Origin of the sequence: Tabrizicola aquatica (assembly GCF_002900975.1) — a bacterium.
Lineage (GTDB): Bacteria > Pseudomonadota > Alphaproteobacteria > Rhodobacterales > Rhodobacteraceae > Tabrizicola > Tabrizicola aquatica.
Window position 1 is genome coordinate 248395 of sequence record NZ_PJON01000004.1, and the last position, 12548, is coordinate 260942.

Sequence of the window (12548 nt, forward strand, 5' to 3'; positions counted from 1 at the left end):
CGGCATGCTTGGGGATACTGCGGAGCGGGGGGCCAGCCCCCCACACCCCCCGGGATACTTGTGGACAGAAAATGGGGTGTGGTCGTGCTGAGGCTTGAGAAGCGACCGACCCCGAGCCGGTTCTGGCTGTATGCGACACCGCCCGTGGCGGTGATCCTGACGATGATCGCGGGGGGCATCCTGTTCGCCGCGATGGGGAAGAACCCGTTCGAGGTGATCCGCACGATCTTCTGGGACCCCTTGTTCGGCGAGTTCGCCTTCTATCTGCGCGGGCAGCTGCTGGTGAAGGCGGGGCCGCTGATCCTGATCGCCATTGGCCTGGCGCTGGGCTTCCGGGCGGGGATCTGGAACATCGGGGCCGAGGGGCAGTACATCATGGGCGCCATCATCGGCGCCTCGGTCGGGCTGGCGGTGTTTCCGACGGAAAGCCGGTGGATCTTTCCGGCGATGGTGGTGGCGGGGGCCTTTGGTGGCTGGGCTTGGGCGATGATCCCGGCGATCCTGAAGACGCGGTTCAACACGAACGAAATTCTTGTCAGCCTCATGCTGGTCTATGTGGCCGAGACGATCTTGGCCAAGGCCTCGACCGGGTTTCTGAAGAACCCCGAGGGGATGGGGTTTCCGGGGAGCCGGAACTTCTCCAGCTATCCGGCGGCGCAGAACGCGTTCATCTATGAGCCGCTGGGCCTGCACTGGGGCGGCGTGGCGGCTCTGGTCACGGCGGTCTTGGCCTATATTCTGTTGACGCGGCATCAGGCGGGGTTCCAGATCCGGCTGGCCGGGCAGGCCCCCAGGGCGGCGCGGTTCCATGGGGTGTCACCGGCACGGCTGGTGGTGTTGTGCATGGGGCTGTCCGGTGCGCTGGCGGGGCTGGCGGGGATGTTCGAGGTGACGGGGCCGGCGGGGCAGATCAGCATCGACTTCAATACGGGCTACGGGTTCACGGCGATCATCGTGGCGTTCCTGGGCCGGCTGAACCCCTTGGGGATCGTGCTGGCGGGGTTCCTGATGGCACTGACCTATGTGGGGGGCGAGATGGCCTCGACCAACCTTGGGCTGCCGGATGCGGCGATCCAGGTGTTCCAGGGGATGCTGTTGTTCTTCCTTCTGGCGGTGGATGTGCTGACGAATTATCGGTTCAGGCTGGCTGTGGGGGCGCATTGATGGACTTCTTGGGCGGTATCAATCCGGTCATCCTGATCGCCACGCTGATGGCCAGTGCGGTGCCGATCCTGATGGCGGCGCTGGGCGAGACGGTGGTCGAACGCGCGGGCGTCTTGAACCTGGGCGTCGAGGGGATGATGGTCATCGGCGCGCTGGGTGGGTTCATCGTGGCGGTCGAGACGGGCAGCCCGGTGCTTGGCTTCATCGGGGGCGCGGCGGCGGGGGCGGCGCTGAGTTTGATCTTTGCGCTCCTGACGCAGGTTTTTCTGGCGAACCAGGTGGCAACGGGGCTGGCGCTGACGCTGTTCGGGCTGGGGGTCAGTTCACTGGGCGGGCAGGGCTACAACGGGATCAAGCCGCCGGCGACCGGGCAGCTTTTGCCGGATGCGCTGGCGGATTTGCCGGTGGTGGGGCCGATCGTCTTTGGGCATGACTGGATGGTCTATTTCAGCATCGCGATGACGGCGGTGCTGTGGTGGGTGCTGAAATCCACGCGGATCGGCCTGATCATCCGCGCCGTGGGCGAAAGCCACGAGGCCGCCCATGCGCTGGGCTACAAGGTGAACCGCATCCGGTTGATGTGCATCGCCTTTGGCGGGGCGATGGCGGGGATGGGCGGGGCCTATGTCAGTCTGGTGCGGGTGCCGCAATGGGTGGACGGGATCACGGCGGGAGCCGGCTGGATTGCACTGGCGATTGTGGTCTTTGCCAGCTGGCGGCCGTGGCGGGTGCTGATCGGTGCCTATCTTTTCGGCGGGATCACCGTGCTGCAGTTGAACCTGCAAGTGGCGGGCAGCGGCATCCCGGTCGAGTACTTGTCCATGGCGCCCTATTTGATAACCATCCTTGTGCTGGTCATCATGTCGGCCGGGCGGCGGGGCAAGGCCAACGGCGCACCCGCTGCGCTGGGACAGAACTTTCACGCCTCGCGCTGAGGCTGATAACTGCAGGGCCAAGGGCCTTGCCACCTAGGGGAGTAAGTCGATGAAACGTAGAAATCTGCTGGCGACCGCGGCGATGGGGCTGACGCTGGCCTTTGGCGGTGCGGCCTTTGCGCAGGGCATGGACAAGGTGAAGGCCTGCTTCGTCTATGTCGGCCCGATCGGCGATGGCGGCTGGACCTTCCAGCACCACGAAGGTGCCCTGGCCGTGCAGAAGGAGTTCGGCGACAAGGTCGAGATCCAGTGGCAGGAAAACGTGCCGGAAGGCGCCGATGCAGAGCGAGTGCTGACCCAGATGGCGCTGGGCGGCTGCAACATCATCTTCACCACCTCGTTCGGCTATATGGACCCGACCAACGCCGTCGCGGCCAAGTTCCCGGACGTGAAGTTCGAGCATGCCACCGGCTTCAAGCGCGAGCATCCGAACGTCACCACCTATAACGCCCGCTTCTACGAAGGCCGCGCGGTGCAGGGCCATATCGCGGGCAAGATGACCAAGTCGAACAAGATCGGCTACATCGGGTCCTTCCCGATCCCCGAGGTGATCATGGGGATCAACAGCTATTACCTGCATGCCAAGAAGGTGAACCCGAACGTTGAGCTGTCAGTGGTCTGGGCCTTCACCTGGTTCGACCCGGCCAAGGAAGCTGACGCAGCCAAGGCGCTGATCGACCAGGGCGTGGACGTGATCGCGTCGCACACCGACTCGACCGCCCCGCTGGCCGAGGCTGCCAAGACCAATGGCGCGGTGATCGGGTTCGGTCAGGCCTCGGACATGGCCGAGTACAAGGACGGGCCGCGGGTGTCGTCGATCATCGACAACTGGGCGCCCTATTATGTGAAGCGCGTCGGCGCGCTGCTGGACGGCACCTATGCGCAGCAGGACGCCTGGGAAGGCATCGCCGGCGGCGAGGTCGAGATCGGCGAGATCACCGACAAGGTCCCGGCCGACGTGAAGGCCGAGGCCGAGGCGCTGCGCGACGCCATCGCAGCGGGGACCTATCACCCGTTCACCGGGCCGATCAACAAGCAGGACGGCAGCCCCTGGCTGGCCGAGGGCGCGACCGCGCCGGATGGCGACCTTCTGGGGATGAACTTCTATGTCGAAGGGATTGTCGGCGACATTCCCCAGTGACCATTCTCATGATCTGACAGCGAACAGGCCCGCCTTGCGGGCCTGTTTTCATTTTACCGTGAGTTACCCATCCATGCGGCCAATTGTTTTGAGTTTGTCTAAATCCTGAGGACTGTTTGCATACAAATCTTGACTTCCCGCATGGGTAAATGAAGGTCCGCGCCATGGCCTTCATGTTGAAGGCCATGGCCCGGATTGCGATGCCCCCGCTTTGCCTTCCGGCCAGTTTCGGTCGCGTAACGAGAAGGTCGCGTAAATGGTGGCAATGCTTAAGACGACGTGTTTCCGTGCTGCAGTTTTCGCCTTCGGAATGGCCCTTCCGGCAGCCGGACAGACGCTGGAAAAAGTGAAGGCCTGCTTTGTCTACCTTGGCCCGCTTGAGGACAGTGGCTGGACCTATCAGCACCACATCGGGGCCGAGTCCGCAAAGGCCGGTTTGGGCGACCGGATGGAACTGGTCTGGCAGGACAATGTTCCCGAAGATTCCAGTGCCGAGGCGGTCATCGAGGATTTCGCGAGGTCGGGCTGCGACATCATCTTCACGACCTCGTTCGGGTTCATGGACCAGACGAACGCCATCGCGGCGAAGTATCCGAACGTGAAGTTCGAGCACGCGACAGGCTACAAGCGGGACACGCCCAACGTATCGACCTACAACGCCCGGTTCTACGAAGGCCGCGCAGTCGAGGGGCTGCTGGCCGGGTATATGACCCGGACCAACAAGATCGGCTATGTCGCCTCGTACCCGATCCCAGAGGTGCTGGCGGGGATCAACGCCTATTACCTGGCGGCGAAAAGGGTGAACCCGGATGTCGAGCTGGAGGTTCGCTGGGCCTATACCTGGTTCGATCCGAAGGTCGAAGGCGAAGCGGCCCAGTCGATGATCGATGCGGGCGTGGACGTGATCGCGGCGCATACCGATTCCACGGCGACGCTGGAGGCCGCTGCGGCGACCGGGGGCTCGGTCCTTGGCTTCGGTCAGGCCTCGGACATGATCGAGTTCAGGCCATCGCCGCGCATCTCCGCAATCGTGAACAACTGGGGACCCTATTACTTTGAACGGATCAGCGCCCTCTTGGACGGTACCTATACCCAGTCCGATACCTTCAAGGGCATGAGCCAAGCGGTGCTTATCGGACTGATCACGGAAGAGGTTCCCGCGTCCGTGCGGCTTGAGGCAGAAAAGCTGCGCGATGCATTGGCAGCGGGCCAGACCAATGCCTTTGTCGGGCCGATCAGACGGCAGGACGGCAGCCTCTGGCTGGCGGAAGGCGAGTTTGCGCCGGATGCCGATATTCTGGGCATGAACTTCCTTGTCGAAGGAATTGCCGGAGACATTCCGCAATAACTGCGCTTCAATGACGGTCGGTGGAGTGGGGGCCAGCCCCCACACCCCCGGGATATTTGACGAAGAGAAAGGGCATGGGGTCTCCGTGCCCTTTCGTCTGCAAAGGAAAGCGGAATGGACGCGGATTTTCTGATCATCGGCGGCGGGATCGCCGGGATCTCGGCAGCGGCGCGGCTGTCGGAGCTGGGGTCGGTGATCGTGCTGGAGGCCGAGGATGTGCTGGCGCATCACGCCAGCAGCCGGTCGGCGGCGCTGTATGAACCGCGCTATGGCGCGCCGGCGGTGGTGGGGTTGTCCATGGCCTCGGAAGCGGCGTTCCGGGCGATGCCGGGGGTGCTTTCCCCGAGGGGGCTGATGCTGGTGGCCAAGGCCGAGGCGCGGGCGGCGTTCGAGCGTGACCTGGAGGCGATGGCGTTTACCGAGGTCAGCCTCGACGAGGCGCGGGCGATGGTGCCGATCCTGAACCCGGAGGTGGTGGCGCTGGCGGGCTATGCCGCGCATGCCGAGGATGTGGATACCGACCTTCTGGTCCAGGGGTTCGCCCGCGAGGCCAAGGGGCGCGGGGCGCTGGTGGTGACGAAGGCGCGGGCCACGGCGATTGCGCGCGACGGCGCGGGGTGGCGGGTTTCAACCGGCGCGGGAGAGTTCAGCGCGCGGATGATCGTGAACGCGGCCGGGGCCTGGGCCGACCATGTGGCCGGGATGGCCGGGGTGCGGCCCCTGGGGTTCACGCCCTATCGCCGGTCAATGGCGCGGATTCCGGCGCCGGGCGGGCTGGACGTCAGCCGCTGGCCGATGATGTTCGGGCCGGGTGAGGACTGGTACGCCAAGCCGGACGCGGGGGCGCTGATCGTCTCGCCGGCTGAGGAGGACCTGATGGAGCCGCATGACGCCTGGGCCGATGACATGGTCCTGGCCGAGGGGCTGGCGCGATATGAGGAGATGGTGACGGAACCGGTGACGCGGCTTTTGGCCAGCTGGGCCGGGCTGCGCACCTTTTCGCCCGACCGGGTGCTGGTGATCGGGCCGGACGTGCGGGAGCCTGGGTTCTTCTGGCTGGCGGGACAGGGCGGTTACGGGTTCCAGACCTGTCCGGCGGCCAGCCGGCTGGCGGCGGACCTGATCGGCGGTCGCGCGCCCGAGATCGATGTGGATCTGGTGGCGGCGCTGTCGCCGGCCCGGTTCGGCTAGCCATGGCGCTGAAGCTGCCGGACAGCGGTGCGGAAATCCTGGCTGACGGGCGGCGGATGGTGCCCTCGGCTGCGCGCAACGCCGGGCCGATCCTGGAGGTGTTGCAGGGGCTTGCCCTGAAGGGCCGGCTTCTGGAGATCGCTGCCGGATCGGGCCTGCATGCGGCGGTGATGGCAGGGCCCCTGGGGGTGGAGTGGCAGCCGACCGAGGTTGATCCAGGGAACTTCGGCTCGATCCGGGCCTGGGCGGCCGAGGGTGGGGGGCGGATCCTGCCGCCGGTCCAGCTGGATGCGACCGCGCCGGGCTGGGGGGCGGGGATCGGGCTTTGGGATGCGGTGCTGCTGGTCAACCTGCTGCACCTGATCCCAAGGACGGCGGCGCGGGTGGTCCTGGCCGAGGCGGCGCAAGCCCTGGCACCCGGTGGCACGCTGTGTCTTTACGGGCCGTTCCTGCGCGAGGGCCGCGCGACAAGCGAGGGCGACGCGGCCTTTGACCGGTCGCTTCGGGCGCAGGATCCGGCCATCGGCTACAAGGATCTGGACTGGGTGCTGGGCCTTCTGGCAGAGGCTGGCCTGGCCGCAAGGGTGGTCGAGATGCCGGCCAACAACCTGATGCTGCTGGCCCGGCGCGGGTCCTGGGAGAATCCGCCCAGGGCCGGAAATCCCGGGTGACAAGCCGCACGGCGCACGGCAGCATGGTGGCATGATCCGCGCCCTTCCCCGTCTTGCCCCGACCCTTCTTGCCCTGCTTCTGCTGGCCGCCTGTGGCGGGTCCGCTCGTGCGCCGGTAGGCGAGGAGACAATCACCGTCACCTCGTCGAACTTCCGCGATGCCGATCCGACCGACTGGCCGGGCCGCTCGCCCGACCGCTATCCGGTGCATGGGATCGACCTGTCGCGGTTCCAGACCCAGGTGGACTGGACGACGGCGCGGGCGAACGGGGTGAACTTTGCCTTCATCAAGGCGACCGAGGGCGGCGACCTGGTGGACCCGATGTTCGACAGCCACTGGCGCGGCGCGGCGGCGGCGGGGGTGAAGCGGGGGGCCTACCACTTCTTCTACCATTGCCGCCCGGCGGCCGAGCAGGCGCGGTGGTTCATCCGCCATGTGCCAAAGGTGCCGGGTGCCCTGCCCCCGGTTCTGGACCTGGAATGGACGCCGACCAGCCCGACCTGCACGATCCGCCGCGACGGCGCCACGATCCGCGCCGAAGCCCGTGCGTTCATGGACATCGTGGCGCGGCACTACGGCCAGCGGCCGGTGATCTATACCACGGTCGATTTCTACGAGGACACCGAGCTGTGGCGGCTGGAGGGCGTGGAGTTCTGGCTGCGCGCCGTCGCGGACCATCCGGGCGAGGTCTATGACGGACGGGCCTGGAGCTTCTGGCAATATACCTCGACCGGGGTGGTGCCGGGGATCGCGGGCGAGGTGGATATCAACGTCTTTGCCGGGTCCAAGGCCGCCTGGGCGCGCTGGCTGGCCGCGCGGAGCCTTTAGGACCGCCAGTCCCGCCAGCGACGGAACCAGCGCTTGACCGACCGGCGCCCACGGATGACCAGGACCGAGATCGGCCCGCGCAGCACTGGCAGGTCCACGGCCAGGAGGAGAAGGCCGAGCGGCAGCATCCAGATGCCCAGCACCGGCAGGAACGAGAAGACTCCTCCCGCGATGAGGAGAAGCGCCACCGGAAAGCGGATCGGGAACCAGCTGTCGCGGCGCAGGGTGGACATCGGCCGGCGCAGGGGCGGGACCAGCCGCTCCAGCGCGTCGAATTGTCGTTGGAACCGGCGTTCCCGTCTTTGTCTCGCGGCCATGGCGTAGAGATGGGGATGGCGGTCAGGTGTTCAAGGTCGACGTCGGGTATAGGTGGCCCTGCTCGTCGAGCACTTCGTGCACTCCTCGCGGTGGTCTGCCGACGAGTGCACGAAGTGCCCGAGGAGGTGTCGCCTAGCCGTCGATGCGGATGCGGGCGTTCGTCGGGTCGAAGGGGCTGTCCTCGGTCACGACGGCGTCCCATTCCTGAAGCTGGATCTTGACCTTCAGCTTCTGGCCCGGTTCGGCCAGGGCGGCGGGGACATAGCCCATGCCGATCTGCTTGCCGAAGGCCACGGAATAACCGCCCGAGGTCAGGCGGCCGACCTTGATGCCGTCGTGGATCAGCGCCTCTTTGCCCCACGGGTCGGTATCAGACGGGCCGTCGATCAGGAGGGTGACGCATTTCGACCGGATGCCGGTTTCCAGCATCTTCTCCTTGCCGCGGAAGTCCTTGGTCAGGTCGACGAAGCGGTCGAGTGCGGCCTCCAGCGGGGTGGCGTCGCGGCCCAGTTCGTTGCCGAAGGCGCGGTAGGACTTTTCCTGCCGGAGCCAGTTCTGGGCGCGGGCACCGACGCCCTTGAGGCCGTGCTTTGCGCCCACCGACCAGATCAGGTCCCAGAGGTAGCGGCCGAATTCGATGGGGTAGTGCAGTTCCCAGCCAAGCTCGCCCGTGTAGGCCACGCGGACGGCGCGGACGGGGCACATGCCCAGTTCGATGTCGCGGTAGGAGAGCCAGGGGAAGCGCTTGTTGGAAAGGACGGTGTCGGGGTCGGCGTCCTTGACGATCTCTTTCAGCAGCGCGCGGGCGTTGGGGCCGGCCAGCGCATAAACGCCCCATTGGGTCGTCACGTCGTGGATGTCGATGTGGCCCTTGCCTGAAGCCATCCAGTCGTCGGCGGTCTTTTGCAGGAAATCGTAGTCATAGGCCGTCCAGGCCCCGGCGGAGATCAGGTAGTATTCGTCCTGCTTGAGGCGGACGATGGTGTATTCGGTCCGCGTGGTGCCGTGGTCGGTGAGCGCATAGGTCAGGTTGATCCGGCCCACGTTCGGCAGTTTGTTGCAGGTGAAGTGGTCAAGGAAGGCCGTCGCGCCGGGGCCGCGCACCAGGTGCTTGGTGAAGGCAGAGGCGTCGATGATGCCGACGGTGTTGCGGACGGCTTCAGCCTCGGCCTTGGCGTACTGCCACCAGTCACCGCGCCGGAAGCTGCGCGAGTTGTGGTCGAAGTCGGCGGGGGCGTCCTTGGGGCCGTAGTAGTTGGGGCGCTCCCAGCCGTTCACCTGGCCGAACTGCGCGCCCATTTCCTTCTGGCGGTCATAGGCGGGTGCGGTGCGGAGGGGGCGGCAGGCTTCGCGTTCTTCGTCCGGGTGGTGCAGGATGAAGACGTGGTCGTAGCACTCCTCGTTCTTCCGGCTGGCGTATTCGGTCGTCATCCAGCCGCCGAACCGCTTGGGGTCGAGGGAGGCCATGTCGATCTCGGCCTCGCCTTGCGTCATCAGCTGGGCGAGGTAGTAGCCGGTGCCGCCTGCGGCGGTGATGCCGAAGGAAAAGCCTTCCGCCAGCCACATGTTGCGCAGGCCGGGGGCGGGGCCGACGAGCGGGTTGCCGTCGGGGGTATAGCAGATCGGGCCGTTGTAATCGTCCTTGAGGCCCACGGTTTCCGAGGAGGGAATCCGGTGGATGAAGGACATGTACTCCTGCTCGATCCGTTCCAGATCCAGCGGGAAGAGGTCGGCGCGGAAGCTGTCGGGGACGCCGTACTGGAAGCGGGCCGGGGCACCCTTTTCGTAGGGGCCAAGGATCCAGCCGCCGCGTTCCTCACGCACATACCACTTGGCGTCGGCGTCGCGCAGGACCGGGTGCTGCGGGTTGGTCTTGCGCCATTCGACAAGGGCCGGGTCAGGCTCGGTCACGATGTACTGGTGTTCGACGACGACGGCGGGGGTCTTGATGCCGAGGAGTTTCGCTGTCCGCTGGGCGTGGTTGCCGGTGGCGGTGACGACGTGTTCGGCATGGATGTCGAAGGTGTCGTCGGTGGCGACGAGGTTGCCGCCCTTTTCCTCAAGCCTGGTGCAGGAGACGATCCATTCCGACCCGGTCCAGCGGTAGCCGTCGACCTGGATTTTCCGTTCGATGGTCGCGCCCAGCTGCCGCGCGCCCTTGGCCATGGCTTGCGTCACGTCGGCGGGGTTAATGTAGCCGTCCTGCGGGTGATACAGCGCGCCGATCAGGTCTTCGGTGCGGACCAGCGGCCAGCGGTCCTTGATCTCTTTCGGCGTCAGGAATTCGTGGTAGACCCCGGCGGTTTCGGCCACCGAGGAATACAGCATGTATTCGTCCATGCGCTGCTGGTGCTGCGCCATGCGCAGGTTGCCGACGACGTAAAAGCCGGGGTTGAGGCCGGTTTCAGCCTCCAGCCCCTTGTAGAAGTCGACCGAGTACTTGTGGATGTGGGTCGTCGCGTAGCTCATGTTGAAGAGCGGGAGGAGACCGGCGGCGTGCCAGGTCGAACCCGCCGTCAACTCGTCCCGTTCGACCAGCATGGTGTCCCAGCCGGCCTTCGCCAGGTGATAGGCGATCCCGGTGCCGACTGCGCCGCCGCCGACGACGAGGGCTTTGACGTGGGTTTTCATGGAAGAGACTCCCGCAATAGGTTTGCCCCTATGTGCCAGAGGCGCGGGATTGCGGGCAAGTCCACCCGACCTTTGGCGTCAGAAAACGACATGAGGGCATGTCGCGCGCGAAATCCGCAGGCGAGGGGTCCTTGGGCGGCTCGTCGATGACTGCGTCACTCCTCGCGCGGGGGACGCTCCGACGAGAAGACGAAGTCGCACGAGGAGGCGGGGTGGAGCCTTGTCGCGGCGGGGATTATGGGCAAGTTTTGGGCCGACAGCAGAAGGAAGGCGGCAGATGGCGTTCAACCAACCCCTTGGCGGCAACGAGATGCCACGCTTTGGCGGGCCGGCGACGATGATGCGGCTGCCCTCGGCCAGCAGTCCCAAGGGGCTGGATGTGGGGTTCATCGGGATTCCGATGGACCACGGCACCAGCAACCGGCCGGGAACGCGGCTGGGGCCGCGCCAGATCCGGGACGAAAGCCGGATGCTGCGGCCCTATAACATGGCGACGGGGGCGGCGCCGTTCGAGCATTTGCAGGTTGCGGACCTGGGCGATGTGGCGATCAACACCTTCGATCTTAAGAAATCGGTCGAGATCATCGCGGCGCATTACCGGGAGGTGCTGGCGCATGGGGTGATCCCCTTGACGCTGGGCGGCGACCATACGCTGACCTGGCCGATCCTGCGCGCGATCAAGGAACGGCACGGGCCGGTGGCCCTGATCCACATCGACGCCCATGCGGATATCAACGAGACCATGTTCGGCGAGACGGTGGCGCATGGCTGCCCCTTCCGCCGCGCCTGGGAGGAGGGGTGTCTGATCAATGACAAGGTGTTCCAGATCGGCCTGCGCGGCACCGGCTATGCGCCCGAGGATTTCGACTGGGCGCGGGGCCAGGGCTGGACGGTGGTGCAGGCCGAGGAGTGCTGGTGGAAATCGCTGACCCCGCTGATGGCGCAGGTCCGCGCGCGGATCGGGGATGCGCCGGTCTATATCAGCTATGACATCGACAGCCTGGACTCGGCCTTTGCCCCGGGCACCGGCACGGTGGAGCCGGGCGGGCTGACCACCTGGCAGGCGCTGGAAATCATCCGGGGCTGCGCCGGGCTGAACATCGTCGGCGGCGATCTGGTCGAGGTCTCGCCGCCCTATGATCCCAGCGGCAATACCGCGCTGATCGGGGCGAATCTGCTGTATGAGATGCTGTGCGTCCTGCCGGGCGTGCCGCAGGTGCCGCCACGGTCGTCGGGATTGCAGTTCTAGTCCTGCGGTTCGTCGACCCCGGTCACGGTGCAACGCTTGGAGCCGCCGATACCCTTGGTGCAACTGACCTCGCCCGTAGCCTGGCCGTCCTCGGGTTCCACGGTCTCATCCCGGCCGAAAAGTGAGCCGAGAAAGCCGCTGCCGAAATTTTCTTCCGCCTCGGCGGCGGCGATGCGGGCCTCATCCTCAAGCCGTTGCGCTTCGCGTTCGGCGGCCAGGATCGCCTCGCGTTCGGCGATGTCGGCGTCATAGGCGGCGCGGGTGGCTGCGTCCAGGACCGAGGCCAGGACGATCACCGGGACCTTGCCCAGGCCGGTCTGCTTGTCAACGACGCTGGCATTCATCGCCTCGACATGCAGGGTCTGGAAGAAGGGCACCAGATCCTGGTCCTTCATCCGTTCCGGCGCAAGGACGCGCAGGTGGATCTGGCCGCCGACATCCGCCAGGAACAGCCGGGCATTCACCTCGTCCGGCAGAAGGTCCTCCTCAACGTCAAGGCCGCGCACGGTCATGAACTCGGTCCCGGAAAACTCAGCCGCGCGCATCTGCAATTCGAACCGCTGTGTCATGGCCATGAAGCTGGTGAAGATCACATCGGGATAGCGGACCGCCTGGAAGATCACCTTCCGCTCGCCCCGCTCATAGGTTAGGGCGGCGGTTTCGACGCTGCGACCCTTGGCCGGCTTTACCATCGCCTCGATATGGCCGCGCACGTCCTTGGGCACCGACTTGCGGTCCTTGGGCAGGAAGCCGTCGATATCGCCGGGTTCGGTCGGGCGGACGGTCCAGCCTTCGGGCGCGCGGGGCAGCATCTCGACCAGCTTGTTTGGCAGGCCCGCAGCCCCGCCCCCCCCAACGAGGCCGCCGGTATAGCCGGCAAGATATTCGGTGAAGGTCAGACCTTCGCCATCCTCGCGCCCGGACCAGCGGCTGGACATGGTGTAGTCGACGGTGACGAAGATCCCCAGGCTAAGCGGAAGGCCGAGCAAAAGACCGAACAAACGAAACACGGACGGGCACTCCTTGCGCTGCGCCTTGATGCTTTAGGCGCGAATTTGGGCAAGCTTCGGG

General features: G+C 65.9%; 11 protein-coding genes. 8 read left to right on the forward strand and 3 right to left on the reverse strand.

All coding sequences use genetic code 11. The features are described from left to right. Nucleotides 1-84 precede the first annotated feature (84 nt). From CXR42_RS15675 to CXR42_RS15705, 7 genes are all read left to right on the forward strand, one after another. Nucleotides 85-1164, forward strand: coding sequence for an ABC transporter permease (locus tag CXR42_RS15675; protein ID WP_103258639.1), 1080 nt, complete (start codon nucleotides 85-87; stop codon nucleotides 1162-1164). Further along, the gene (locus tag CXR42_RS15680) at nucleotides 1164-2099 is read left to right on the forward strand and encodes an ABC transporter permease (protein ID WP_103258521.1); all 936 of its coding nucleotides are present in this window, start codon (nucleotides 1164-1166) and stop codon (nucleotides 2097-2099) included. Before CXR42_RS15675 ends, CXR42_RS15680 begins: the two co-directional genes overlap by 1 nt. Before the next feature lie 49 nt (nucleotides 2100-2148). Continuing rightward, nucleotides 2149-3240: a BMP family ABC transporter substrate-binding protein gene (locus CXR42_RS15685; RefSeq protein ID WP_103258522.1), complete on the forward strand. Its 1092-nt coding sequence runs from the start codon at nucleotides 2149-2151 to the stop codon at nucleotides 3238-3240. A 265-nt stretch (nucleotides 3241-3505) separates the two neighbouring features. Further along, nucleotides 3506-4588 (forward strand): BMP family ABC transporter substrate-binding protein, encoded by a 1083-nt coding sequence (locus tag CXR42_RS15690; protein ID WP_103258640.1) that lies wholly within the window; start codon nucleotides 3506-3508, stop codon nucleotides 4586-4588. A 114-nt stretch (nucleotides 4589-4702) separates the two neighbouring features. Then, on the forward strand, nucleotides 4703-5779 hold the full coding sequence (locus CXR42_RS15695; protein ID WP_103258523.1) for an NAD(P)/FAD-dependent oxidoreductase: 1077 nt from the start codon (nucleotides 4703-4705) through the stop codon (nucleotides 5777-5779). A gap of 2 nt (nucleotides 5780-5781) precedes the next feature. Beyond that, nucleotides 5782-6450 (forward strand): DUF938 domain-containing protein, encoded by a 669-nt coding sequence (locus tag CXR42_RS15700; RefSeq protein WP_103258524.1) that lies wholly within the window; start codon nucleotides 5782-5784, stop codon nucleotides 6448-6450. 31 nt (nucleotides 6451-6481) lie between these two features. Continuing rightward, complete coding sequence (locus tag CXR42_RS15705) at nucleotides 6482-7279, forward strand: glycoside hydrolase family 25 protein (RefSeq protein ID WP_103258525.1); 798 nt, start codon at nucleotides 6482-6484, stop codon at nucleotides 7277-7279. On the opposite strand, the gene CXR42_RS15710 is transcribed toward CXR42_RS15705, so the two are convergent. Continuing rightward, the gene (locus CXR42_RS15710) at nucleotides 7276-7596 is read right to left on the reverse strand and encodes a hypothetical protein (protein ID WP_103258526.1); all 321 of its coding nucleotides are present in this window, start codon (nucleotides 7594-7596) and stop codon (nucleotides 7276-7278) included. The two genes, CXR42_RS15705 and CXR42_RS15710, sit on opposite strands and share 4 nt — an antisense overlap. Before the next feature lie 133 nt (nucleotides 7597-7729). Next, entirely contained in the window at nucleotides 7730-10228 is a 2499-nt protein-coding gene (locus tag CXR42_RS15715) for a GcvT family protein (RefSeq protein WP_103258527.1), read from the reverse strand. Between the two features lie 277 nt (nucleotides 10229-10505). Here CXR42_RS15715 and speB point away from each other — a divergent pair, with 277 nt between their 5' ends. Continuing rightward, a complete protein-coding gene (gene speB / locus CXR42_RS15720; RefSeq protein WP_103258528.1) occupies nucleotides 10506-11477 on the forward strand; it encodes an agmatinase in 972 nt (323 codons plus the stop codon). On the opposite strand, the gene CXR42_RS15725 is transcribed toward speB, so the two are convergent. Next, complete coding sequence (locus tag CXR42_RS15725) at nucleotides 11474-12487, reverse strand: hypothetical protein (RefSeq protein ID WP_146038090.1); 1014 nt, start codon at nucleotides 12485-12487, stop codon at nucleotides 11474-11476. The genes speB and CXR42_RS15725 overlap by 4 nt on opposite strands. Nucleotides 12488-12548: the final 61 nt, after the last annotated feature.

Excerpts from the sequence above, each read along its gene's own strand:
- CXR42_RS15705 (WP_103258525.1), top strand. The coding sequence starts at position 6,482 with ATGATCCGCGCCCTTCCCCGTCTTGCCCCGACCCTTCTTGCCCTGCTT.
- CXR42_RS15715 (WP_103258527.1), bottom strand. The coding sequence starts at position 10,228 with ATGAAAACCCACGTCAAAGCCCTCGTCGTCGGCGGCGGCGCAGTCGGC.
- CXR42_RS15695 (WP_103258523.1), top strand. The coding sequence starts at position 4,703 with ATGGACGCGGATTTTCTGATCATCGGCGGCGGGATCGCCGGGATCTCG.
- CXR42_RS15710 (WP_103258526.1), bottom strand. The coding sequence starts at position 7,596 with ATGGCCGCGAGACAAAGACGGGAACGCCGGTTCCAACGACAATTCGAC.
- CXR42_RS15690 (WP_103258640.1), top strand. The coding sequence starts at position 3,506 with ATGCTTAAGACGACGTGTTTCCGTGCTGCAGTTTTCGCCTTCGGAATG.
- CXR42_RS15685 (WP_103258522.1), top strand. The coding sequence starts at position 2,149 with ATGAAACGTAGAAATCTGCTGGCGACCGCGGCGATGGGGCTGACGCTG.
- CXR42_RS15680 (WP_103258521.1), top strand. The coding sequence starts at position 1,164 with ATGGACTTCTTGGGCGGTATCAATCCGGTCATCCTGATCGCCACGCTG.
- speB (WP_103258528.1), top strand. The coding sequence starts at position 10,506 with ATGGCGTTCAACCAACCCCTTGGCGGCAACGAGATGCCACGCTTTGGC.
- CXR42_RS15700 (WP_103258524.1), top strand. The coding sequence starts at position 5,782 with ATGGCGCTGAAGCTGCCGGACAGCGGTGCGGAAATCCTGGCTGACGGG.